Source organism: Pseudoalteromonas sp. HM-SA03 (genome assembly GCF_002289345.1).
Taxonomy (GTDB): domain Bacteria; phylum Pseudomonadota; class Gammaproteobacteria; order Enterobacterales; family Alteromonadaceae; genus Pseudoalteromonas.
Genome location: NZ_NSDG01000061.1, coordinates 151,586 through 175,312, shown reverse-complemented (window position 1 = coordinate 175,312; position 23,727 = coordinate 151,586). Strand labels below are relative to the sequence as shown.

The window sequence follows — 23,727 nt, the reverse complement described above, 5'->3', positions numbered from 1 at the left end:
TGGTAATGTCAAAGCAAACGCTGCAATTGCTCAAACAAGAATTTACGATACATAGCTTGGATTGCGATGACGCTGTTCCACAAGCAGTGTTAAACAGTGAAATCTTTTTTATTGCCAAAACTGAGGATGAACTCTCTATCGTTTGCGCGTCAGATATCGCAGTCAGTAGCCTCGCGGCTGAAAGTCATTGGAGGGCATTGGAAGTCGTTGGCCCGCTGGGGTTTTCGCTGACGGGTATTATGGCTAATATTTCTGGTGTGCTAGCAAAGTCCAACGTCTCTATTTTTACCTTATCAACGTACGATACCGATTATATTCTGGTAAAAGAAAGCCAAATCCAGCAAGCGATGCTAGCGCTCAAAAAAGATGGATATTTATTACTTTGATTGAACTCTCACCACCAATCCAATATCGGCCAATCTCCCAAATCGCAAACCCGATTGCGCATATTCCAAGTCCTTTTTCTGGCAAAGTCTTACCGCTAAGTGCGCATCCAAACGCGGCGATTGCGTCTGGTATGTTAGGAATTGGCGTTTGCGTACAAATGCGCGTGCCTTTGTTGCTATCTCCTTGTAACGGAAAACTGATCCAGATCAGAAAAAATAACTGTGAATACATTTTACACGCCAATAACGGCTTGAAAATGTTACTGAGCTTAGAAATCGGCAATGAGTTTTCCAAGCCCGAATACCTCAAAGCAAACAGCTTTGGCAAAACCACGATAAAGCTTGGAGAGCCGCTATGCTTTTTTGATATTCCACTTAGTGAAGCAAAAACCATGGCCGCCATTGTGCTACTCAATGCACAAAAGCTTGGTGCGTGTTATTATCCTTTAAAACAAGTATCTGCGGCCAAAGAGCCGATAATCACAATTGCAAGGGCGTGTGCTTTATGACTATCACCATGTATGGGATCAGCAACTGCGATACCATTAAAAAAGCCAAAAAATATCTTCAAGACAACAATATCGAATTCACCTTTCACGACTACCGCAAAGATGGATTAGACGAAGCTTTACTCACCGCTTTTATTGACCAACTTGGCTGGGAAAACGTGTTAAACAAACGCGGGACCACATACCGAGCTCTTAGCGAAGAACAAAAACAAAATCTCGATGCGCAGTCAGCGAAGCAACACCTTTTGGCGGCACCAGCCATGATAAAACGCCCTATTTTGCAGTACCAAGGTCAATATCACTTGGGTTTTAAAGCTGCACAGTATGATGAGATTTTTGCCTAATGAGCGAAGTAGTTAAGCTCGCTCAAGCTCTGATCCAAAGGGCTTCTGTTACACCTGATGATGCTGGTTGCCAACAATTAATAAATGAACGCTTGGCAAAGCTTGGCTTTACCATCGAAGAACACTTCTTTGTTGATACGCTCAACACCTGGGCACGAAAAGGCAACAGCGGACCACATTTTTGCTTTGCTGGACACACAGATGTAGTACCAGTTGGTGACGAGAGTCAATGGCAACATCCGCCATTTGCTGCTGTGATTGAAAATGACATGTTACATGGACGCGGAGCTGCTGACATGAAAGGCTCACTTGCAGCTATGGTCGTGGCAACGGAGAGGTTTATCGAAAAACACCCCAACCACAAAGGATCATTGTCTTTTCTGATAACCTCTGACGAGGAAGGCCCTTTCGTGAACGGCACAACTCGAGTTGTAGATTTATTAGAAGCCCGAAACGAAAAAATTGATATGTGCTTAGTCGGTGAACCTTCATCACGCCATGAGCTTGGCGACGTAGTAAAAAATGGTCGTCGCGGTTCACTCACCGGACACCTAAAAGTGATTGGAAAACAAGGTCACGTAGCCTACCCTCACCTTGCTAAAAACCCCATTCACTTGTCTGCAGCGGCGATTGCTGAACTCAGTCAGACCGAGTGGGATCAAGGGAATGCATTTTTCCCCGCAACAAGCTTCCAAGTGTCCAATATCAATGGCGGAACTGGGGCTGGCAATGTGATACCGGGCTCTTTGCAAGTTCAGTTTAACTTTCGCTTTAGCACCGAAGTTACAGCCGATGAGCTCAAACAACGTGTTATTACTATTCTAGACAAGCATCAACTTGATTATGAGCTTAATTGGATACTGAATGGGCTACCGTTTTTAACAGAGCCAGGTCCATTGCTCGATGTGACGATTGCAGCCATCAAAGAAGTGACGGGAAGGCAAACCACACCGGAAACTTCAGGTGGCACATCGGATGGCCGATTTATTGCCCAAACGGGATGTAAAGTAATTGAGCTTGGTCCAATTAATGCCACAATCCATCAAGTCGATGAATGCGTGAGTTGCAAAGACTTAGACCAATTAGCCTTAGTCTATGAAAAGATCTTGGAGAAGTTACTTGCCTAGCCGCTATATGCTTACAAGCGCTGAATGCAGCGCTTGTGGCGTTAATGAATCACATCTGGTTTTTTACCATGGTCGTCATGTGCATAGCGCAATCGTTTCCGATCTCAGCGCCCTCTCCAAAGCTGCCAAAAAGGCAGGTTTTGAGTTCTACATGGCGTCCGCATATCGAGGATTTGAAAGGCAAAAAGCGATTTGGAATAGCAAGTTTACGATGCACCGTCCTGTTTTTGATATCTCTAACCAAGAGGTAGAACTGAGTAATCTCTCAGACATCGACAAAGTAAAAGCAATTATGTTGTTCTCCGCCCTACCTAGTGCTAGCCGCCACCATTTCGGTACTGATCTGGATGTGTTCGCCAAAAACCTTGTACCGACAGGACAATCAATACAACTAGAACCATGGGAATACCAGCAAGATGGACATCAGCACGAATTTTCGCTGTGGCTTGATGCGCATTTAGCAACTTTTGGTTTCTACCGGCCTTATGATTGCTATCGAGGGGGAGTTGCTGCGGAGCCTTGGCATATTAGCCATCAGCTAACGGCATCAAAACTTGCCACGTTGCAGTCCGTTGATGCGATTGATACCGTGCTGAAACGCAGCGATATCAAAGGTAAAGACGCAATATTGGCGAATCTCAGTGCACTACATCAGCAATTTATCACCAATGTAGCGCAGCCATAACAACTGATCCGAGCTTAAGTTACTTATACCAATTGAATTAATTCTCTAATCAATTCNATATTAGCTTCGTTAAAAATTTCTCATTTAGAACAACTAAATAGCAAAATTTTTGCCTTGCTACTAAAGCTATTTCCCCGCTTCAAAATAGATCATTTACTTAATACAACTGGTATTAGATTAGAAAAGAAAGGGTTATTTGTTTTTGTCGTGGATAGCGTCAAGCCTAGCCAGTAGACTTGAGGTATCAAAACGGTTGCCGCCAAGCGCTTGAACATCTGCATAATATTGGTCCACTAAAGCTGTAAGCGCCAAATTAGCACCGTTACTTCTTGACTCGTCTAGTGCAATGCCTAAATCTTTTCTCATCCAATCGACTGCAAAGCCAAAGTCATATTCGCCTGCTAACATGGTTTTATAACGATTCTCCATTTGCCAGGAGCCAGCTGCCCCCTTAGCAATCGTTTCAATCACTTTTTCACCATCAAGACCCGCTTTTTTAGCAAAGTGCAAGCCTTCTGCGAGCCCTTGTACCACGCCCGCGATACAAATCTGATTAACCATTTTACAAAGCTGCCCCGCGCCCACTTCTCCAATTAATTGGCTAAAACGAGCAAATGCGGCCATGATTGGCTGCGCTTTAACAAACGTACTTTCGTCTCCTCCAACCATCACCGTCAACACGCCATTTTCTGCACCAGCCTGACCTCCTGATACAGGGGCATCCAGGAATTCAACTTGTAATTTCTTGGATTCTTGCGCTACTTCACGGGCAACTTTTGCAGATGTTGTAGTATGGTCAACTATCACCGCTCCCAGCTTTACTCCCGCTAATACGCCACTTTCGCCATATACGACTGAGCGTAAATCGTCATCATTGCCAACACACATAAACACAAAATCACAGTCAGTCGCTGCATCTTTAGGTGTAACTGCAAAGTTGCCAGCATACTCAGCGGCCCATTTTTCGGCTTTGCTGGTGGTACGATTGTATACCGTGACTTGGTAACCCGCCTTTTGCAAATGACCAGCCATTGGATACCCCATAACGCCTAATCCTATAAATGCGACTTTCACTGACATATTTCTGTCCTATTTCGTTGTTATCTTAATAAGAATGGAGTTTTTATACCCGAGCACCTCTATCATAGCAAATGAAAAAACCGCTTTGATACCGAATAACATGAATAAATCACACGGAGCCTGAAAGGATGGAGAATATTTATCGTTTTAGTGCACAACTTATTGATCGCCAAGTTTTGCCATTACAGTCTCTGGCGGGAAGACCGCTATTGATCGTTAACATTGCGAGTAAATGTAGCTTTGCTCCGCAACTGTCTGCACTTGAAAAGCTATACAGCAAATACAAACCTTTTGGATTTGAGGTATTGGCCTTTCCTTGTAATCAGTTTGGTCGCAACGAGCCACTTGAAGATGAAATGCTCAAAGAGTTTTACAATACGCATTTCAATTTAAGTTTTAAGATCTGTACTAAAACACAAGTCAACGGACCTGATGCGCACCCATTATTTAGCTATTTAAAATCTCATACCCGTGGTATCGCGCAAAACCGCGCAATTAAATGGAATTTTACCAAGTTTCTAATAAACTCTGAAGGCATGCTAGTATCAAGATATGCCCCAAGAACAAAACCAGAAACGCTTAAGTCAGTGATAGAGAGCCACATTAATCATGAGAATCGCCCTATTCAGTTCGCAAAACTATGAAGTGCCATTTTTTGAGCAAGCCGTAAATGCCTACTCTGAACTTGAAATAAGCTTTATTAGCGAGTCACTTAATGAAAAAACGGTTTCACTGTGTCAGCACTATGACGCGATTTGTGTATTTGTAAACGATACTGTAAATGCGCAAGTGATTGATAAACTAGCTGACTATGGTGTTAAAACCATCGCCCTACGTTGCGCAGGCTTCAATAATGTTGATATTCAACAAGCAAAGCAGCGCAACATAAATATTGTCCGTGTTCCAGCGTATAGTCCAGAAGCGGTTGCTGAACACTGTATCGCGTTGATGCTAACGCTCAGCCGCAAGACACATAAGGCCTACAATCGAGTTCGAGAAGATAACTTTGATCTCAACGGCTTACTTGGTTTTAATATTTATAATAAAACGGTCGGTATTATAGGCTGTGGCAAAATTGGCCAAGCGCTAGTCAGTATTTTAAACGGCTTTGGAGCCAATGTGCTGGTTTATGACCCGAACATAGGAGAAGGCCCTTATACTTTGGTCTCTCTAGATATTTTGCTAGCACAAGCGGATATTATTAGCCTGCACTGTCCACTTAATGAACATACGCATCATATTATTGATGATGCGGCGTTTGCCAAAATGAAAGCAGGTGTCATGCTTATTAACACCAGTAGAGGCGCCCTGTTAGATAGCAAAGCCTGTATCGCCGCGCTCAAGTCTAAACGCCTCGGTTATCTCGGCTTAGACGTATATGAGCAAGAATCTGAGCTATTTTTTAAAAACCACAGTGAAGAAATAATTCAAGACGATGTTTTTTCTCGCTTGGTTAGTTTCCCCAATGTACTCGTGACTGGACATCAAGGGTTTTTTACCAAAGAAGCACTAAAACAGATTGCAACAATAACCTGTGAAAACCTCGACGCAGCAAGACTTGAGAAGCCACTGATAAACCAAGTAGTCTGATTTCAAAACTAAAAAAAAGAGCACTCAATCATGATGTGCTCTTTTGGTTACTTCAAAGTCGGGGGGAAGTAATTTGATTTATGCTTTACTCTTCAATTCAGCCGTAACCTGAGCTAAGCCTACTTCTGAAATTCTCATCGTGATCTCTTTTTGCTTAGCACTCAATAAAGAAATACCTTCAGCAACCATGTCATACACCTTCCAGTCTCCATCTTTGCTTTGACGAAACTTAAAATGCATGCCTATATCTGGTTTTGATTGCTCTCTTATTACCACCTTAACCGTCGCAAAATCAGCACCATCAGATACCGGTAACTCTTCAAACAATACGTCTTGGCCTTTGTACTGTAAAAACGCATTGGCGTAGGTAGATACAAGATAGTTATCAACCGCACCAATAAACTCAATAGCTTCGTCTCTTTTTAGCCCTTTAATATGTTTGCCAAGCAATTTAAAAGATACAAACTTTACATCGATGTGTGGCATCAAGCGACTACGTACTATACCCTTCATCTGAGTTTCAGTTGCCTTGCCATCTTGATTAACCGTTTTTATATCAGCAAATAGCTTATCGCCGACTTGATTAATTAATTCATAAGGTGTGTCATTCGCAAATGTGACACTTGAGAAGATGAGAAAACTGAAAATAACAAGTAACTTTTTCATTGTTTAATCCTTATTAAACTGACAACACTAGTCTATCCAATTTGACGAGTGCAAATAAACATATCAATTCGCACCAAATTGATGCCCCTAAGACATCAATTAACGCAGTGTAAAATTTCGCTTTGCGATGAAAATGATTCTTTATGAAGTCGTAAAGATAAAGACGTATTCCCATCATGACGAGGCATGCTGGGAAGTATACGGTGTTCAAACGATGAAAAATGTCAGAAATTGTATCAATTTATTTGGGCGCTGAGCCCAGCGAATACAGCCAAGCTCAGTATTGTTGCGTAAAGAGGATAAATTATTGTTGCTAATGGGAACTACAGTTTCATATCAGCCACAAAAAACGTGATATTATCGTTGCTTTCTAGCTTTTTCAGCGTTTCAATTAACGTATCATGCTGTGGTGAGATAGATTCAAGTTGCTGCAAAGTAATTTCATTTTTTTCAAGCTTTTCAGCCAGAGTATTTCCAATGAATGCCATTCTCTGCTGCGCACAAACGCTATTGGAAAGCCAACTGCCACACAAAGAAACGATGCCTATGTTTGGCGCTTTTTTCATTAAGACGTGTTGCTCAATACTAGGTAATCCCGCTAGGCAGCTTACTCGACCACAAAATATCAAATGCGAAATTAATTGTTGGGTATGTGTTCCAGTTAAATCTAGTGCACCTTGCACCTCTGCTGCACCAAAAGAAAGCTGCAGGGCATCGGCTAAGCCGGAAAAATCAGGCTGGGTATACACGAGATCCGCACCTAGCTTTTCAAGCAGCTTCTTATATTTGGACTCAGAACATGCCGCCACTCCAAGCCCCACCTGTTTGGCAAATTGTATTACCATTTGACCAACTGGATGATGAGCAGACTCGATTAAGACCGTATCTCCTGCATTTAATTGCAGTTTGAATAATCCTATTAATGCGCACATTGCAGGTGCAATTGAAGCAGCAGCCAACTTTCCATCAACATCTTTTGGCAATACAGTAAGCGCGTGGCTTGGCACCAAAGCAAATTCGCTCATCGTGCCTTGCTCTCGAATGTCACCATGCCAAAAAACCCGAGTACCAGGCTCTGGAAATCCTGTTTTACACGCTTTTTCAACAACCCCCACAGCATCTACACCAAACACTCTATTCGGTGTTTCTTCGCAGGGACAGTTGGCCACTTTGGTATCGATAAAGCTTAAACCAACGTATTCAACTTTGATCAAGACCTGATCATCCGTTGCCTCAGGTAAACTAATTTCTCCCTGCTCGAAGGTAAGTCCATTTGTGTGATTGAATCGGACTGCTTTCATCATATACCTTTACTTTATGCCTAAAAATAAAATAATTTGATTTGTATGTCTCATTTCATTAAACCATTGTTAGCACCGCGCCACAACTTTATTAGTGTAAATATGCTACTCGCATTTCCAATTGTTTAGTGTCACAATGGCATCAGTGTTAGTGAACTTTTTCGCATCATGGATATTAGCAGCAGATTATTAATCTTTTTAGACGTTGTAGAGCGCGGTTCTTTTGCCAGTGCAGCGCAACTGAGAAATATCGATCGCTCTGTGATTTCTAAACAGATGACCAAACTGGAAGAAGAACTCGGTGTAAGATTGATGAATCGTACAACTCGTTCTTTCTCGCTCACCTCTGCTGGTTCAGAAATGGTAAAAAAAGCGGAAGAGCTAAGACTGCTACTAAACGACACTCAGCGCATCGCACAAAATTATCATACCGAACCTAAAGGTTTGCTTAAAATTGCCAGCTCTACTGTGGTAGGTCGACGCTACGTACAACCTGTTATCAATGACTTTCAAAAACGTTTTCCTCATGTTGAAGTTGAGCTTAGACTTGAAGACAGACTCGTGGACTTAGTGGGTGAAGGTTTTGATTTAGCTTTCCGTGTCGGCGAGCCTAAAGATTCATCGCTTATCGCCCGCAGAATTGCACGCAACCGATTGCTCATATTAGCAAGCCCAACGTTCTTAAAAACCCATGGCACGCCAAACTCGCTTAAGGAACTCAGCGAATTACCAGCTGCAACTTACGCCAGTGATGCATTAAGGTTTACCAGTATCACCTATCAAGATGAGCAAGGCATCGAACAGCAAATGCCTGTAAAGAGTATCTTCAGAACCAACGACGGAGATACATTGATGGAAAGTGTACTATCAGGTACTTGTTATATTGTTGCACCAGCCTTTTTAGTCGGTAAAGAAATTACTGAAGGCAAATTACAACCGATTTTAACTGATATTAAGTTAGTTGACTTTGCTGCAATGTATGCACTCTATCCCCATCGCGACTTACCGGTCAGAACAAGGCTTTTCTTAGATGCATTCAGGGCACATATTGGTGAAGAGACACCAATATGGGAAACGGAGATCCCGGGATTTGAACAAATGTACGGCTTTATCCCACCTAAACCCATGTTAACTTTCTAGTCGACAGCAATTTATTCGTACATCTGGACAGCAAGCTCTTAGCAGAAAAGGATTTGACCTCAACCGTCTAACCTTTTCATCGCACCTCTCACCATGCTCTGGGAATTAATCCACTTTACACATTCGCTTAGCGAGAGCGGTTCACATATCTGGAAACCCTGGATATAAGGACAATCTAAGCTATACAAATACTGCAAGCAGGCATCGCTTTCAACACCCTCAGCAACGATACTGCAGTTCAATTTACGCGCCAAAAACATACTGGTTTCTACTATAGCTTGATCTTTTTCACTTTCATGACTTAGCCTTACAAACGAGCCGTCTATTTTGATCTGCGAGATTGGTAACTCTTTTAGAATAGAAAATGAAGAAAAACCCGTCCCAAAATCATCAATACTCACTGCAAATCCCATATCTATTAATGTTTCAATTAGGCTTCTCGCTTTTTCCACTTCTTCCATCACGGTGCTTTCTGTAAGCTCAAATACTATATGGGTTGGGTCGACTCGATGAGTATCCAGTAGCATGGCAAGGGTGTTAATTAGGTTTTGCTCAGCAAAGTCTTGGCAGGAAAGATTGATATGCACAACCAACTTGTCATCTATTTCAATCAATATTGCGAGGTCTTGGAATACACGATTAATCACAAATGCACTCAGTTGCCTGATCAAATTATTGCGCTCCGCTAACTCAATAAACTGATCTGGCATTATCATTGTGCCATCGGGCTGAGGCCACCTTAATAACGCTTCTACTCCATGAGTATCACCGCTTTGAGAACACACTATCGGTTGATAGTAGAGCGTCAATTCACCTCGAGCGAGTGCAACTTTGAGATTAGCCAATAGTTGGAATTCGGCCTCAATTCCCTCATGGAGCTCTTCATCGAAGATGACAATACTTTGACGGCTATGTTTGGCCGAATACATGGCGATATCGGCTTGCTTCAAAAGGTCAAACACATCAAGTTGGCGCGACTTAGTCCATAAGCTTGCTCCTGCGCTATACGTCACGTCTAACTGCAACTCTTCAATTTCTATACCTGACTTTAATTCGCTTAGCAGTGCATTGTTTTGAGAGTAAATACAGTTTACGTCTGTCACGTCCATCAGGATAATAAATTCATCGCCGCCCATACGATATAACTTGCTACGAGGAAGTAGTGCTGCACGCATTTTGTGTGCAAGTTCCACCAGCAATTTATCACCGAAGAAGTGCCCTTTTGCGTCATTAATCTGCTTAAAATTATTCAAATCAACCAAGATAACACTAAAATCGAGCTGCTGATGTTTACGTTCATTAATGGCATCAATGCAGCGCTGACGATTCTCTAAATCCGTTAAAAAATCATGTTCCGCGTTATATTTGGCCTGCGTTGCAATTTCCTTCAATTCTTGCAGACTGGTTAAACTTAAACAATTCACCACAAAAACAAAAATGGAACCTAGAAACAGGATTAAACTTAAACCTTGCTCAATAAAACTAGCGCTATCGTGATCGTACAGGAAGTAGGCAAAGCTCAAGTATCCGAGTTCAAACAAAGCCATAAGAATTAACAACACTCGCCACCCGACCGAAGACGTTAATCGACATATCTTAAAGGCCGGAGAAAAAGCTAATCCCATGATAAAGCTGCCAGCTAATACTAATATAAGTGCAATCAAAGGAGTCGTCGTGCATGGAATACAATGGTTAGAGTATAGATTATAAATCGGCCCTTGCTCGGGACAGGCTAAATTATTCAACAATTGGCGGGGAGCATAGTAGCGGGCTTGGCGGCCCGCTCACATAGGAAAGTTGGCCTTGACTAAAGGTTAGTCTACACTTTTTAGAATTCGGTAAAGTTGATCTTTTAACCACAGCCTCTTTTTCTTCAGTGACTCAAGGTACTCATCACTTGAGTGCTCTACACCGTCTTCAATTCGAATAACTTCATTGTCTACTTCATGATAATCTTTAAAGAGTTTTGAAAAATGTCCATCAGACAGTTTTAATTCATGAATTCTGTCTTTAAACTCTGGTAGTTCTTTAGCTAGGCTGTGGCGTTCAATATTCATCGTTTTATTCCCATAAATAGCTAGGTAATCTGAGTTTAGGTACAAACCTCAAGTTAAGGCTGAAATGCATTTGAGTTTAGGATAGACCCAATCAATGCGCCGTTAGTGACAGTGATTTCGAATACATTTTTTGAAGTTACCGTCTGATTGGGTCTGTTTTCATAGTACGCTGCTACCTTCCTTGAATATTGATCTAACGCAAATTACATTCAGTTATAAGCAATCAAAGTTTTTGTCGTTTCTTTATACTGTTCGAGATACAAAATCGAGGACCTTTGACCACATTCTTAGGGTTTCTTGCAAAGTCGCTAGCCGCTTAGATGCAATTGTTGTAAAATGTCGGCGTTTCTAAGCAAATCTATCTAGCAACTTTTGAGGAAAACCTGTGAGCGAACAAAAACAGTCTCTTAGTTATAAAGACGCTGGCGTTGACATCGATGCGGGCAACGCATTGGTCGAAAGAATTAAAGGCGTAGTGAAAAAAACTCGTCGCCCAGAAGTAATGGGTGGCATTGGTGGTTTTGGTGCACTATGCGAACTCCCAACCGGATATAAAGAGCCTGTTTTAGTTGCTGGCACTGACGGTGTTGGTACTAAGCTACGCTTAGCTATCGATTTGAAAAAGCACGACACAGTAGGTATTGACCTAGTTGCTATGTGTGTTAACGATCTTATTGTCCAAGGCGCTGAACCCCTATTTTTCTTGGACTACTATGCTACAGGCAAGTTAGACGTTGATGTTGCGGCAGATGTAGTATCTGGTATTGGCAAAGGCTGCGAGTTTTCTGGTTGTGCGCTTATCGGTGGTGAAACGGCTGAAATGCCAGGCATGTACGAAGGCGATGACTACGATATGGCTGGCTTTTGTACTGGTGTGGTGGAAAAGTCTCAAATCATTGATGGAACTAAAGTTGCAACTGGCGATCAGCTAATTGCGTTAGGTTCAAGCGGTCCGCACTCAAACGGCTACTCTCTAATCCGTAAAGTACTAGAAGTATCTGGCGCAGACACTAACGCAGAGTTCGCAGGCAAAACTCTAGGCGAGCACCTGCTAGAGCCAACCCGTATCTACGTGAAGCAAATCTTAGCGCTATTAAAAGAAGTTGATGTTCACGCACTTTCTCATATCACTGGCGGTGGTTTTTGGGAAAACATCCCTCGTGTGCTACCTGAGTCAGCAAAAGCGGTGATTAAAGGTGATAGCTGGCAATGGCCTGCAATCTTCAACTGGTTACAAGAAAACGGTAACATTGCAACGCACGAAATGTACCGCACATTCAACTGTGGTGTTGGCATGATCTTAGTTGTTCCTGCTGACAAGCTTGAGCAAAGCCTTGAAATCTTGAAAGCACAAGGCGAAAACGCTTGGCACATCGGTGAAATTCAAGACGCTCAGGCTGGTGAAGAGCAAGTTGAGATCTTAGGTGGTGCCAAGTAATGGCACCCACTCGCCTTGTTGTTCTGATTTCTGGTAGTGGTTCAAATTTGCAAGCAATCATTGATGCTTGCAAATCTGGCTATATTCAAGGTGAAATTGCAGCCGTTGTTAGTAATAAAGCGGACGCATACGGCCTAACCAGAGCGCAAGAGGCTGGTATAGCGACTTCTGTTTTAGACCATAAGCAATACACTTCTCGTGATGAGTATGACGCTGCACTTGGTCAACTAATTGATAGCTTTACACCAGATTTGGTTGTATTAGCTGGATTTATGCGTATTCTAACTCCAAACTTGGTGCAAAAATTTAGAGGAAAAATGTTGAACATTCATCCTTCTTTGTTGCCTAAGTATCAAGGGCTGAACACCCACCAAAGAGCAATCGATGCAAACGATGCAGAACATGGTGCTAGCGTTCACTTTGTCACAGAGGAGTTAGATGGTGGTCCTGTGGTCTGTCAGGCCAAGGTCGCTATTCTTCCAGATGATACGGCAGAGTCACTGGCGCAACGTGTGCATAAGCAAGAACACATTCTTTATCCTTTGGTGGTCAAGTGGTTCAGCGAACAAAGACTAACAATGGAAGCAGACTATGCTGTTTTTGATAACAAAACCTTACCAGTTCAAGGTACGCCGTACCCAGAAAAATAAAAAATGGAGCGCTGTGCTAATTGGTATTAGCGTTCTACTTTCCACCTCGACATTCGCAAACCCACTCACTGAATATCACGCAGAATACCAAGTTTCACGCAAAGGTGAAGTTCATGGTAGCGCCACGCGAGACCTCACAAAAATAGCGGACGCAACATACGCTGTACGTTACAAAAGCGATATCGAATGGATGATTTTTTCAGACGTAAGAGCTGAAGAATCACTGTTTAAAGTCACCGAGCATACCGTCAGCCCCCTGCATTACAGTATGACTCGTGAAGGGACTGGCCCAGATAAAAGCTACAAAATTAAGTTTGATCATCAAAACCAAGCAATTACTTCTAGTAAAGAAAAGTATCCACTGAAAGTGAAGTGGCTTGAGAATCAGCAAGATTCAATTAGTTATCAAGTACAGCTGAGAGAGGATTTAAAGGCAGGAAAGACCAAGTTTAGCTATCCTATCATAGACAAAAAAGGCGACCAACGAAGCTATGATTTTGAGGTAGTCGGCGAGGAAATGATCACCCTACCTTTTGGCAACGTCAAAACTATCAAAGTTAAGCGCGTTTATGATGATAGTGATCGTCAGGCCATTGCTTGGTTTGCACCAAGTTATGATCATATGCTGGTGAAAATGTACAAAGGCAAAGATGGTATGGAGCAGTTTCAGATAGAGCTTAAAACCTACCAACCCAAATCAGAGAGTTGATAGCGACTTCGTTGATTGATTATATTCGCTAGCAGGCGGCTCACCTAAGCCGCCTTTGCTTAGAAAAACTAAGTACTACACCTTCTCACCTAATTTGAATAAAGCAAACTCGCCGGGCTCAAGCTTCTGCCACTCCTCATCGTTAGTCAGCGGTCGAGTTGCAATAACAGTGACAACATCATCCGGTGTGGTTTCTTTTTGAAAATCCACCACCATATCCGCATCAATTAAGGTAGCCTTACCAAATGGGGCTCTACGGGTTATCCAATGCAGATTATTGGTGCAATACGCCAACACATAAATACCATCAGTGATCAACATATTGAACACCCCTTTGTCTCTCAATGTATGCGCTAGCTTTGCGACATACCTGAAAACTGAAACCATGTTTGACGGACGACTTGGGTATTTTTCTCGTACTTTGTCCAAAATCCAACAAAAAGCAAGTTCACTGTCTGTATTCCCAACAGGTCGGTAGAAATCAGTTTTTAAGTCTTTATAGTCCGAGAGCTGGCCATTGTGAGCGTAAGTGATCTCTCTACCCCATAACTCTCGAGTGAATGGGTGGGTATTTTCCAGACAAGTTCGCCCCCTATTCCCTTGACGAATATGGCTGATAACCGAAACACTTTTTATGGGATATGCTTTGACCAATTTTGCGATTTCAGACTGACAGCTCGGCTCTGGATCTTTAAATGTTCTGCATCCTTTCCCTTCGTAAAAGGTGATACCCCATCCATCTTTATGAGGACCCGTATTTCCTCCGCGTTCCAATAAACCAGAAAAGCTAAAACAAATATCCGTCGGTACGTTTGCCGACATCCCCAACAACTCACACATAAATCAATTAAACCCTAAATATCATCAAGTTATGATTAAAATACAAATCAAATACATCAATAGGTCACACGTTTGGCCACACTTTTGACTTGTAGCTCGAATATCGTAGATAGTCATGCCACTGAATTATTGGGGGTAAGTTTATCATGTATCTCTGTGTCTTTACTTTTTAAATTCAGCTACATTGAGGGCGGTATTAGTACGACTATTTTGAGTGACTATCAGGCTCTTCCCATCTAGAAAACACTTTACTGGTTAATCACCTTAATAGCGACGACAAGTTGATTAATAGATAAATCATATAGACACAAGGTCGATTACGAACTGAGGATTACTTCGCAATATCTAACCAAGTGCCACCCGTAAGCGTATCTAGATCATGCGCTTTTAACTCAAAAACCGAGTTGGGCGTGCCTGCAGCAGCCCAAATACGATCGTATTGCTTTAAATCTTTATCAATTATCGTCAACACTGAGTCAATGTGCGCTACAGGAGGCACACCGCCAATGGCAAATCCGGTTTTTTCCCGCACAAAGTTTGCGTCTGCTTTTTCAAGCTTAACATCAGGGCCTGTAGACCTTTGCTGTTTGATTTTTGTTCTTCTGAGTGTGTTTTGGTCGCGACGCTCGACTTGCCGCCTAGTAATCTAGGCAAAAGTTGAGCAACAATGAACAAAGCGCACTCAGGTGAACCCAAAGGGCAGCGCTTGATTAGCATTTCTTCTGTGTTGCCCCACAAGGATGTGGGGTAAGGTGACTTTGCAGGAGCACAAAGTCTTTATCGCCAGACTTACATAGAATGACTATGCTACGCAGGCTCTGCCTTGTGTAAATACCAATCAAACTGCTGCAAAAACAAACTTGGAAGAGCAACAGGCCCTAATTGCAGCTTCCACATTTTTCACGGACACTTGGTTGCTACCAGAAGCAATTATCAAGACCGCTTTTTCTGTATTGCTATCTTTAAATATCAGAGACTTGGCGATTTGAGACTCAGTGCAACCAATCGCATTTGCAGCATCTTTCGCCGTACGAGTAGAGTCTGCAAGCTCCGTAACGGTGAAGTTATGCCCATGACTGGCTAGGAACTCTTGAACACGTATTGATGAGGATTTTAACGGCTGTGACATTCAATTGCTCTTCCATGCAATGGTAGTTATAACCAATCTAACAGCTGGTGAGTAAATTTTAAATATCCAGTATGTTTTATCCTATTTCTGTTATGAGGTTAACTCTATCGCGGGATAGCATTGAAAAATATCCGAGTATCCCATTAATAGGAACTCGGATCATGGCCGCATTTAAACACTCAAGATATTAAGTAAAGTCTATATTGTTACCACATGCCATTGGTACGCAAGGCTGGCTCCTGCCATTAAGCATGCTAACAAAAAGTTCATTACCTCTTTTGAGCTAAGTGAGCGAGACTCTCGAGCAAAATGTTTAGCATGTAACCTCATACCCAGTGGCTGCAATTCTTTTTCATGTTTTGGCAATGCAATTAACCCCGCGAGTAGCATGACTAAACATAGCATATAACTACCTTGCACGATAAAGAATAGAGTAAGTGAAAATGCGGTGATAGAAAAAATCCAAGAAATAAATTTAAACATAGCAGCTCCGTTTGCTATCAGTATTACCAGTTTGATTTTACAAACATCAAGCTGGTTAGTTTCTAATTTTAATACGGAGTTTAGAGTTATTAGTTTAAAAGCACAAGCAGACTAAAGTATTAGCCATCATTTTCGAATAATGCTTTCATGAATTCATAGAATGCCTCTGCCTTACGTGTCTTCAGCGAGTGCTGAGGCCTGACAAACCAAATAGGTGCGTCATCACTGTCGAGACAACCAGAAATTATAGGTACTAACTCACCCCTTTTTAGGTTATCTCTGATGGCAATGTGAGATTTAACTGCAATACCATGCCCAGCTAAGGCGGCAGAAGTCATATTGTCTGAGTTTGAAATCGTAAAACGAGTTTTTGCGTTAAAGTGTACAATTCTACCGCTTGGTTCTTTTAACTTAAATTCCCTTTGCCAGGGTAAACATACAAAAAAGTGATTTTGTAATTCGCTGATATTATCTGGCATGCCATAGCGGGCAATATAGCTCGGCGCTGCACATAATATTCGGTGGTTATCGCATAGTTTTCTCGCCAACAACCCAGAATCAGCCAATTGTCCAACGCGTATCGCTACATCTTGAGCACCTTCAACTATGTTTACAAACTGATCGTTGATCAGGAAATCGAGTGCTAATTGCGGGTGCGCTTGCTCAAATTGACTTAGGTTTGGCATCACAAATTGTGAAAACACCCAAGGCGGCATAGTGACACGAAGTAACCCGCTCACCGCTGAGCTCCTCGCACCTATTTCGTGCTCAGCATCATAAAGCGCCTCTAATATATGCTCCACCCTCTCTCTAAAAATACTTCCGGCTGGGGACAAGGTTAGCGTACGACTATCTCTAAACAGCAAAGTCGTGTCTAAATGTTGCTCTAATTTATTAAGACGATGACTAACTGTCGCCGGTGAGAGTCTCAATTGCTTCGCAGCATTGACCACCCCTTGATGTTTAATAATAGCCAAGAATGTTTCGAGTTCAGCGATTGAATACATATAGATTTAATTTTTTCGAATCTTGCTTTCGAATATGCGCGCTTTGTTTGAATTTATCAAATAAATATACTGTTTCTCATCACAACTAAATTGGAATTATCAATGAAACGCACCTTAATTAGTCTATTCGTTATGTTAGGAGGCCTAATGCCGAATATTAGCCAAGCCAACTCAAAGGTTGAGCGCCCGGAAGTTATTTTCTTCGATGTCAATGAAACCTTACTTGATTTAGAGTCAATGAATAAACCGGTTAGCCAAGTTTTGAGGGGCGATGAGTCCCTATTACCCCTTTGGTTTTCCACTATGCTACATCACTCGTTAGTGACTACAGTAAGTGGTGATTATCAAGATTTTGGCAAGATAGGCGTTGCCGCACTACAAATGGTTGCAAAGAACAAAGGCCTAACGATAACTGACTCACAAGCCAAACAAGCAATCGTGCCCGCCCTGCTCTCTTTGCCCCCACATGAAGATGTCATTCCGGCGCTAAAACAGCTCAAACGGGCAGGCTTTAAACTCGTGAGTTTAACCAATTCATCGAATGCGGGGGTTAAAGCGCAGTTTGAAAATGCTGGTCTAATTACCTATTTTGAGCAACGCTTGAGTATTGAAGACATCAAAGTGTATAAGCCCGACCTAAGAGCCTACGAATGGGCGTTACAGCAATTAAATATTCGTCCAGACCAAGCGCTAATGGTGGCTGCTCACGGCTGGGATGTTGCCGGCGCTAAAGCCGCGGGCATGCACACAGCATTTATTGCAAGACCACAAAAGCAACTCTATCCTCTAGCAGAAGCACCAGATTACGTGCTACCTGACTTAACAAGTTTGGCTGACGAGCTCATCACTTCTGGAAACGAGTAGTATTAGAAAATATCCGTGGGCAACCTGACACTAGCAGATAAAAATGGTAAAGGCATATCGGGACTTGAATTAAATCGGCTATGTGAGCCTTCTTACACCACCAGCGTGTCTGGTAAAGGGCTCAAACGTAGGATAGTGTTTGCGAATAAACAACTTAGTCTTATGACTGATTAATTGAGTACTGTCACAATGGTCAGTACTCAATACTTCTATAATAATTAAATTAGAAAAAGCCTAAAGGACTGGTGCTATAGCTCACCAAGAGGTTCTTGGTCTGTTGGTAATGATCCAGCGCCTTTTTGTGAGTTTCTCTGCCAATACCTGATTTTTTATAACCACCAAATGCCGCGTGTGCAGGATACATATGATAACAGTTAGTCCACACGCGACCCGCTTCGATTTGTCGACCAAATTGATATGCGCGATTCATATCTCTAGTCCACACCCCAGCACCTAAACCAAACTCAGAGCTATTCGCCAATTCCAAAGCCTCCGCTTCATCTTTAAAAGTGCATAAAGAGATCACCGGACCAAATATTTCCTCTTGGAATACCCGCATTTGGTTATGCCCTTTTAACAGCGTCGGCTGAATATAAAAGCCTTTGTGATAACCTTCGCCAAGCTCTGCGACTTCGCCACCGATTAACACTTCAGCCCCTTCCTTCTTGCCAATATCAATATAGCTAAGAATTTTATCAAATTGAGCTTGTGAGGCTTGTGCACCAACCATGGTCTCTGTATCAAGCGGATTGCCGCGTTTAATCGCCTTAGTGCGTTCGATGACTTTGGCTATAAAACCGTCGTATATATCTTCTTGCACGAGCAATCGCGATGGACAAGTACATACTTCGCCTTGGTTAAAGTAGGCCAGCACCGCGCCTTCAATACACTTACTTAGATAATCATCGTCAGCTTGCATCACATCACTAAAGTAGATATTGGGCGATTTCCCCCCTAGTTCCACCGTTGAGGGAATGATATTTGCAGCAGCACATTTTAGAATGTGAGAGCCCACAGGAGTCGAGCCTGTAAACGCAATTTTTGCGATACGTGTACTCGTAGCAAGCGCTTCCCCCGCCTCTTTCCCGAAACCGTTTACGATATTAACCACGCCATTTGGTAATAAATCAGCGATAAGTTCCATCAACAACAAAATAGACGCAGGCGTTTGCTCCGCAGGCTTTAGCACTACGCAGTTTCCAGCAGCGAGAGCCGGTGCCAGTTTCCAAGCAGCCATAAGTAATGGGAAGTTCCATGGGATGATCTGCCCCACAACGCCCAGAGGCTCATGAAAATGATAGGCCACGGTTGACTCGTCAATTTCACCAATAGCTCCTTCTTGAGCACGGATGCAACCTGCAAAATAGCGGAAATGATCAGCAGCAAGCGGAACATCAGCGGCTAGCGTTTCACGTACAGCTTTACCATTATCCCACGTTTCGGCTACCGCTAGGTATTCAAGGTTTGCTTCTATTCGGTCTGCGATTTTGAGTAATATATTGCTTCGTTCAGTGACCGAAGTTTTACCCCACGCCGTCTTTGCAGCATGGGCGGCGTCAAGTGCCAGTTCAATGTCTGCATCATTTGAACGCGGGATCTGACAAAACACTTCGCCATTAACAGGACTAATATTGTCGAAGTACTGGCCGTCAACGGGTGGCGTCCACTCACCACCAATAAAATTTTGATATTGCGACTTAAAGTTGACGACTGCACCTTCAGTATTTGGATTTGCGTATATCATTTTTACCTCTGCAACTTGTGTTATTTATTTGGGCTTCATTCGTCCCAGTTTTGTTTTTACTAATATTTGACATTAGTCAAATTCACCTTTAAAAACTTAACTTAGGGTCTCGGAATGTATACGCACAGTCCAAAAATAACCGAGAAGGAGTGCATTGTTTGCAGATCTCTAAACATCGCAGTCATGTCGAACGCTTAGTTGAAAACAAAATAAGTTTTGCCGCCAATCAGGTAGAGCTTAGCGTCTATGACACATACGAAAGTACCAATAGAGTCAAACTCGCCTCTAATGAAGTGTTGTTTTGCGCGATGATCACAGGTAAAAAAGTGATGCACGTAGACAGTTGCGACTATCACCAACCCTTTTTACCTCATCAAAGCTTCGTATTGGCACCAGAACAAACCGTATTTATAGACTTTCCCGACGCCAGCTTATCCGCTCCCACTACCTGTTTAGCAATTGAGATCAGTCGAGAGAAAATTAATACCGTGAGCGAGAAGTTAGCGCTTTCGCTTCCTAGTGATTTTAATTATCAAAAGCAGCTGGTGCACACCGAGCATAACTGGCAAACCCAGCACTGTTTGGGGCGATTGCTCCATCTGTTCAGTGAGAATGAGGCTGAGCGGGGGTACTTTATCGATTTGGCAATGGACGAACTAATTGCAAGACTACTACAGCAACAAAGCCGAGATCTGCTGTTAGGTGCAGTAAAACAAGCACCAGATCATAACGGTTTGTATCAAGCGATGCATTATTTGGAGACTCATTTAGACGAGCCATTAGATGTAGAGAAACTTTGTAAACTTAGCTGCATGAGTAGAAGTCGCTTTTTCAATCAATTTAAAAAATCATTTGCGACGACGCCACAGCAGTGGCTCCAAGCACGGAGGCTAACTGAAGCAAAGGCAAAACTAAAAGCAGGAATTCAGATCACCGCAATTAGTTTTGCACTCGGCTTTAAGCATCCAAGTCAATTCAGTCGAGCGTTTAAACAAGCCTTTAATATCACGCCGAAGGACTATCAACTTCAGGCACTAAAAGCCGATAAAAACGACTGGTTACTCCGTTAGTCCAGCCAAAACCCTGTTGCACCACGTATTCTCCGCCACTTGCCTGTTTATCCGGTTCAACCACATTGTATTTCTCAAGCAAACAGCCGGTTTGCTCAAAACCGGTTTCAACAGCATAAAGCCATGCTTGCATAATATTCTTCGCGAGTTGATTTTGACCATATGCCCTTAAACCTGACACCGCAAACCACTGCAGTGGTGCCCAGCCATTAGGGCTGTCCCACTGCTGTGAAGTAGTGACTAAGGTACTAACCAATCCACCTTGCTGTAAAAACTCTGTCTCAAGTTTTTTGCCAATATGCCCTGCCTGCTCAGGTGTAACCAGCTCTGTAAACATAGGCACAACGCCCGCTAGAGATTCAACGGAAGTACGCGCATACTCATTAAGATCCACATCGAAAAACCAGCCTTTTTTATCACACCAACAATATTTCTGTATCAGTGCACTGCGATTTGACGCTAAATTGGCATAGTACTGCGCTTGCGTTGGCTCGTTTAATTTCTCAAAACAATGTGCGATTTGCGACTCAAGCAATACTAGTAGTGCATTTAAATCTACAGGGATAATGTCTGTTGTACGAATGCTCGCTAAATCGTCAGCGTTTGCTAACCAACGGCTACTAAAGTCCCACCCCGACTCACAAGCCGCACGAATGTGCTGATAAAACGTTTCGCTGTCCGTAACCGCTGCGGCTAATTCTATATCCTCAATAAAAGACTCTGGGCGCGGTGCTGCAAGCGGATCCCAGTAGCGATTCAGTTTGCCCCCACATGGCATGTTGACGACTCGGTACTGCGCTTTTTTATCCGTGCAACTCAAATCCTCTCCAGTCTGCCAAAACTGATGTTCTTTCAGTAATGCCTGAGTAACTCGTGACAACCACTGCTTATCATGAGATTTTTCCTGCCACAGTAAATCAACCATTAATGCGGTTACAGGTGGCTGGGAACGACTTTGGTAATAATCTCGATTGCCATTAGGTACATGTCCAATACGATCAATAAGACTCACAAAGTTATCTAACATTCCCTCAACGAGATCGCTTCTGTTCGCATCCAAAAGCCCAAGTGCCGTAAAGTAGCTATCCCAGTAATAAATCTCATTAAAACGTCCACCCGGTACAACATACGGATGGGGTAAAGGTAGCAAGGAACCCTTAGCAACGGTGCTCGGCTTTCTAGATAAACGCGACCACAGCGCACTGATATACTGCTGCGCACTAGTAAAATCGGGTAAGGCATTTAATTCTTTGTTGGCAACAAAGTCAAAATGCGCATGCACAAATCTAAGTAATGCCTCTCCCGTCGGCTTTTGCATCACATACTGGTTTTCTATCTCTGCAAGCGGAATTTTTGCGATGGCATCTGCAAAAACCTTACTGTCTGAAAACAGGCCTGCGCTTTGCACCGCCTTAAAAATCTCTGTGGAATAAAAGTTTGATTGGTACTGCATGTAAAACCTCAGCTCACCTTTTGTTGACTTGGCGTGTGAGCATGATTTGATTGGCTAGACTCACTCATCGATTTAAAGAAATATAAACACACTGCAATCACCAGCATGGGAATAAGTGCCCCATAAAACGCTTGTTGACCACCAAAATGTTGAAATACTAAACCTGTGATCATTGAACCCGTGCTACCACCCAGCGCTGAAAATACAACGATTAGCCCTGTCATCGACGCGTGCTGTGTAGTGGGTAAACTACTTAGCATTACCGAATTAATCACTGGATAAATAGGCGCCATAAAAAGACCGATCAGCGGCATGAGAAAAGCCACAAGGGGTGCGTCAAATAACGAAGAAATAAGCGTTTTCTCAATACCCTCAGTCATCGGTAACGTTAAAATCACTAATCCTGCCATAGCGGCAAGGCAAACATTTAACACCACATACCAATGTACTTTGGTGAGCACAACGCCGGCACCGAGCCGACCGAGTGCTAAGCAAGCAGCAAAAACACTGGTAATTTGCACGCTAATATTCACCGGTAATGACAGGATCTCATTATTAAAAGTAGGCAGCCAAGTGCCTATACTCTGCTCTATCAATACGTATAAAAATGCGGAAATCACAAATACCAGCACAAGGGGCTTAGCAACAAGCTTTAGCATCGCCATAAATGCAAAGACACTAGACTCGGTGGCTTGCGTTGGCTCTGGCTTTGCAATTGGGGAAATCCAAACGATAAATGCAGTAAAAGCACTCAGCACAGCTAACACGAAATAGACGTTTAACCATCCAAGAGAGTTATCGCCGTTGTCAATAAACGCCGCGAAAATCCAATAACCGCCGAGGACCCCCAACATAAACACGCCTTCAATGAAATTAAGCAGGCTTGAATGCTGGTTGCTCCCTTCAGTAACTTGACCAACCAGCGCATAAACCGACACTTTAACCACCGCAAATGCCGCCCCTACAGAAGCAAATACTAATTTAAGAATCCAAAACTCAGCGACCATGGGAGTGATACTACAAATTAATGCTACGCCCGCGAGCACTGCAGTCAGAGCGATCTTAAACCCAACCCTGGGGATAACCGACGCAACCAGAAATGAAACGATGGCGATAGGAAGATCTTTAAATGCCTCTAGCGTGGCGGCCTGGGCTTTTGTAATACCAAAACTATGAATGGACTGCAAAATGACCGTCCCTACACTATTGAGCAAAATAGCAAATAGGAAGTAACCAACGGCCATGGCAAGTATGATACGTGCTCGGTTCATTGTTATTCTCGTTAAAACACTGTGATTTCTTTTTAGTCTAGACAGACTTTTTTATTTTTGCAATCGTTTGCATTCCAAATCACATCAAAACAATTTAAGCTAATGATTGTTATCGCATATTGTGCTGCGTTAACTAACCTGAACTCGGGATAAGAATTTAGTTAATCAACTAAAATATCTAAGC

General features: G+C 42.7%; 27 protein-coding genes. 13 read left to right on the top strand and 14 right to left on the bottom strand.

Translation table 11 applies throughout. The features are described 5' to 3' along the window. The first annotated feature begins 5 nt into the window (after positions 1 to 5). The 5 genes from CKO50_RS13455 to CKO50_RS13435 are packed head-to-tail and all read left to right on the top strand — an operon-like array spanning position 6 to position 3,051. Entirely contained in the window at positions 6 to 386 is a 381-nt protein-coding gene (locus CKO50_RS13455) for an ACT domain-containing protein (protein WP_095728569.1), read from the top strand. Further along, positions 383 to 895: a PTS glucose transporter subunit IIA gene (locus tag CKO50_RS13450; RefSeq protein ID WP_095728568.1), complete on the top strand. Its 513-nt coding sequence runs from the start codon at positions 383 to 385 to the stop codon at positions 893 to 895. Before CKO50_RS13455 ends, CKO50_RS13450 begins: the two co-directional genes overlap by 4 nt. After that, entirely contained in the window at positions 892 to 1,239 is a 348-nt protein-coding gene (locus CKO50_RS13445; protein ID WP_039497426.1) for an ArsC family reductase, read from the top strand. The genes CKO50_RS13450 and CKO50_RS13445 overlap by 4 nt, the downstream gene beginning before the upstream one ends. Then, positions 1,239 to 2,366: a succinyl-diaminopimelate desuccinylase gene (gene dapE, locus CKO50_RS13440; protein ID WP_095728567.1), complete on the top strand. Its 1,128-nt coding sequence runs from the start codon at positions 1,239 to 1,241 to the stop codon at positions 2,364 to 2,366. Before CKO50_RS13445 ends, dapE begins: the two co-directional genes overlap by 1 nt. Then, positions 2,359 to 3,051 carry a M15 family metallopeptidase gene (locus CKO50_RS13435; protein ID WP_095728566.1) on the top strand — a complete coding sequence of 231 codons (693 nt, stop codon included), beginning with the start codon at positions 2,359 to 2,361 and terminating at the stop codon, positions 3,049 to 3,051. Before dapE ends, CKO50_RS13435 begins: the two co-directional genes overlap by 8 nt. 192 nt (positions 3,052 to 3,243) lie before the next feature. Here CKO50_RS13435 and CKO50_RS13430 read toward each other — a convergent pair whose 3' ends face one another. After that, positions 3,244 to 4,131, bottom strand: coding sequence for an NAD(P)-dependent oxidoreductase (locus tag CKO50_RS13430; protein ID WP_095728565.1), 888 nt, complete (start codon positions 4,129 to 4,131; stop codon positions 3,244 to 3,246). A gap of 128 nt (positions 4,132 to 4,259) precedes the next feature. On the opposite strand from CKO50_RS13430, the gene CKO50_RS13425 reads away from it, so the two are divergent. Together CKO50_RS13425 and CKO50_RS13420 are read left to right on the top strand one after the other, a co-directional pair. After that, complete coding sequence (locus CKO50_RS13425) at positions 4,260 to 4,775, top strand: glutathione peroxidase (RefSeq protein WP_095728564.1); 516 nt, start codon at positions 4,260 to 4,262, stop codon at positions 4,773 to 4,775. After that, positions 4,741 to 5,721: a 2-hydroxyacid dehydrogenase gene (locus tag CKO50_RS13420; RefSeq protein ID WP_095728563.1), complete on the top strand. Its 981-nt coding sequence runs from the start codon at positions 4,741 to 4,743 to the stop codon at positions 5,719 to 5,721. The genes CKO50_RS13425 and CKO50_RS13420 overlap by 35 nt, the downstream gene beginning before the upstream one ends. Positions 5,722 to 5,799: 78 nt before the next feature. Here the strand turns inward: CKO50_RS13420 and CKO50_RS13415 are convergent, their stop codons facing one another. Together CKO50_RS13415 and CKO50_RS13410 are read right to left on the bottom strand one after the other, a co-directional pair. Further along, a complete protein-coding gene (locus CKO50_RS13415; RefSeq protein ID WP_095728562.1) occupies positions 5,800 to 6,387 on the bottom strand; it encodes a phospholipid-binding protein MlaC in 588 nt (195 codons plus the stop codon). 323 nt (positions 6,388 to 6,710) lie between these two features. After that, positions 6,711 to 7,691, bottom strand: a complete 981-nt coding sequence (locus CKO50_RS13410) for a zinc-binding dehydrogenase (protein WP_255229756.1) — start codon at positions 7,689 to 7,691, stop codon at positions 6,711 to 6,713. A gap of 165 nt (positions 7,692 to 7,856) precedes the next feature. On the opposite strand from CKO50_RS13410, the gene CKO50_RS13405 reads away from it, so the two are divergent. Further along, positions 7,857 to 8,828: a LysR substrate-binding domain-containing protein gene (locus CKO50_RS13405; RefSeq protein WP_095728560.1), complete on the top strand. Its 972-nt coding sequence runs from the start codon at positions 7,857 to 7,859 to the stop codon at positions 8,826 to 8,828. 59 nt (positions 8,829 to 8,887) lie between these two features. Here the strand turns inward: CKO50_RS13405 and CKO50_RS13400 are convergent, their stop codons facing one another. Next, positions 8,888 to 10,390: a bifunctional diguanylate cyclase/phosphodiesterase gene (locus tag CKO50_RS13400; protein WP_255229754.1), complete on the bottom strand. Its 1,503-nt coding sequence runs from the start codon at positions 10,388 to 10,390 to the stop codon at positions 8,888 to 8,890. A gap of 252 nt (positions 10,391 to 10,642) precedes the next feature. Beyond that, on the bottom strand, positions 10,643 to 10,885 hold the full coding sequence (locus tag CKO50_RS13395; RefSeq protein WP_095728558.1) for a YdcH family protein: 243 nt from the start codon (positions 10,883 to 10,885) through the stop codon (positions 10,643 to 10,645). 385 nt (positions 10,886 to 11,270) lie between these two features. Here CKO50_RS13395 and purM point away from each other — a divergent pair, with 385 nt between their 5' ends. Genes purM through CKO50_RS13380 form a run of 3 tightly spaced genes read left to right on the top strand, consistent with a single transcriptional unit; the run spans position 11,271 to position 13,682 of the window. Beyond that, complete coding sequence (gene purM / locus CKO50_RS13390; protein WP_095728557.1) at positions 11,271 to 12,323, top strand: phosphoribosylformylglycinamidine cyclo-ligase; 1,053 nt, start codon at positions 11,271 to 11,273, stop codon at positions 12,321 to 12,323. After that, a complete protein-coding gene (gene purN / locus CKO50_RS13385) occupies positions 12,323 to 12,973 on the top strand; it encodes a phosphoribosylglycinamide formyltransferase (protein ID WP_095728556.1) in 651 nt (216 codons plus the stop codon). Before purM ends, purN begins: the two co-directional genes overlap by 1 nt. A 13-nt stretch (positions 12,974 to 12,986) precedes the next feature. Beyond that, entirely contained in the window at positions 12,987 to 13,682 is a 696-nt protein-coding gene (locus CKO50_RS13380) for a DUF3108 domain-containing protein (RefSeq protein WP_095728555.1), read from the top strand. Between the two features lie 75 nt (positions 13,683 to 13,757). On the opposite strand, the gene CKO50_RS13375 is transcribed toward CKO50_RS13380, so the two are convergent. The 6 genes from CKO50_RS13375 to CKO50_RS13350 all read right to left on the bottom strand — a co-directional run bounded on the left by CKO50_RS13375 (position 13,758) and on the right by CKO50_RS13350 (position 17,141). Then, complete coding sequence (locus tag CKO50_RS13375; RefSeq protein WP_095728554.1) at positions 13,758 to 14,522, bottom strand: class II glutamine amidotransferase; 765 nt, start codon at positions 14,520 to 14,522, stop codon at positions 13,758 to 13,760. A gap of 331 nt (positions 14,523 to 14,853) precedes the next feature. Next, the gene (locus CKO50_RS13370; RefSeq protein ID WP_255229751.1) at positions 14,854 to 15,054 is read right to left on the bottom strand and encodes a YbaK/EbsC family protein; all 201 of its coding nucleotides are present in this window, start codon (positions 15,052 to 15,054) and stop codon (positions 14,854 to 14,856) included. Continuing rightward, positions 15,009 to 15,239 (bottom strand): hypothetical protein, encoded by a 231-nt coding sequence (locus CKO50_RS25145; protein WP_368665264.1) that lies wholly within the window; start codon positions 15,237 to 15,239, stop codon positions 15,009 to 15,011. The genes CKO50_RS13370 and CKO50_RS25145 overlap by 46 nt, the downstream gene beginning before the upstream one ends. A 121-nt stretch (positions 15,240 to 15,360) precedes the next feature. Continuing rightward, positions 15,361 to 15,651: a YbaK/EbsC family protein gene (locus CKO50_RS13360; RefSeq protein ID WP_255229750.1), complete on the bottom strand. Its 291-nt coding sequence runs from the start codon at positions 15,649 to 15,651 to the stop codon at positions 15,361 to 15,363. Between the two features lie 198 nt (positions 15,652 to 15,849). Further along, positions 15,850 to 16,134 carry a hypothetical protein gene (locus CKO50_RS13355; RefSeq protein WP_095728553.1) on the bottom strand — a complete coding sequence of 95 codons (285 nt, stop codon included), beginning with the start codon at positions 16,132 to 16,134 and terminating at the stop codon, positions 15,850 to 15,852. Between the two features lie 119 nt (positions 16,135 to 16,253). Beyond that, positions 16,254 to 17,141: a LysR family transcriptional regulator gene (locus CKO50_RS13350; RefSeq protein ID WP_095728552.1), complete on the bottom strand. Its 888-nt coding sequence runs from the start codon at positions 17,139 to 17,141 to the stop codon at positions 16,254 to 16,256. Positions 17,142 to 17,288: 147 nt separating this feature from the next. On the opposite strand from CKO50_RS13350, the gene CKO50_RS13345 reads away from it, so the two are divergent. Beyond that, positions 17,289 to 18,005, top strand: a complete 717-nt coding sequence (locus CKO50_RS13345; protein ID WP_095728551.1) for a haloacid dehalogenase type II — start codon at positions 17,289 to 17,291, stop codon at positions 18,003 to 18,005. A gap of 223 nt (positions 18,006 to 18,228) precedes the next feature. On the opposite strand, the gene CKO50_RS13340 is transcribed toward CKO50_RS13345, so the two are convergent. Further along, complete coding sequence (locus CKO50_RS13340) at positions 18,229 to 19,749, bottom strand: aldehyde dehydrogenase family protein (protein ID WP_095728550.1); 1,521 nt, start codon at positions 19,747 to 19,749, stop codon at positions 18,229 to 18,231. A gap of 158 nt (positions 19,750 to 19,907) precedes the next feature. Between CKO50_RS13340 and CKO50_RS13335 the strand changes: the two genes are divergently transcribed. Then, complete coding sequence (locus tag CKO50_RS13335) at positions 19,908 to 20,819, top strand: AraC family transcriptional regulator (protein ID WP_095728549.1); 912 nt, start codon at positions 19,908 to 19,910, stop codon at positions 20,817 to 20,819. Here the strand turns inward: CKO50_RS13335 and CKO50_RS13330 are convergent. Together CKO50_RS13330 and CKO50_RS13325 are read right to left on the bottom strand one after the other, a co-directional pair. Further along, entirely contained in the window at positions 20,755 to 22,272 is a 1,518-nt protein-coding gene (locus CKO50_RS13330) for a trehalase family glycosidase (protein ID WP_095728548.1), read from the bottom strand. The two genes, CKO50_RS13335 and CKO50_RS13330, sit on opposite strands and share 65 nt — an antisense overlap. An 8-nt stretch (positions 22,273 to 22,280) precedes the next feature. Continuing rightward, positions 22,281 to 23,543, bottom strand: a complete 1,263-nt coding sequence (locus CKO50_RS13325) for a sugar MFS transporter (RefSeq protein WP_095728547.1) — start codon at positions 23,541 to 23,543, stop codon at positions 22,281 to 22,283. Between the last annotated feature and the right edge of the window lie 184 nt (positions 23,544 to 23,727).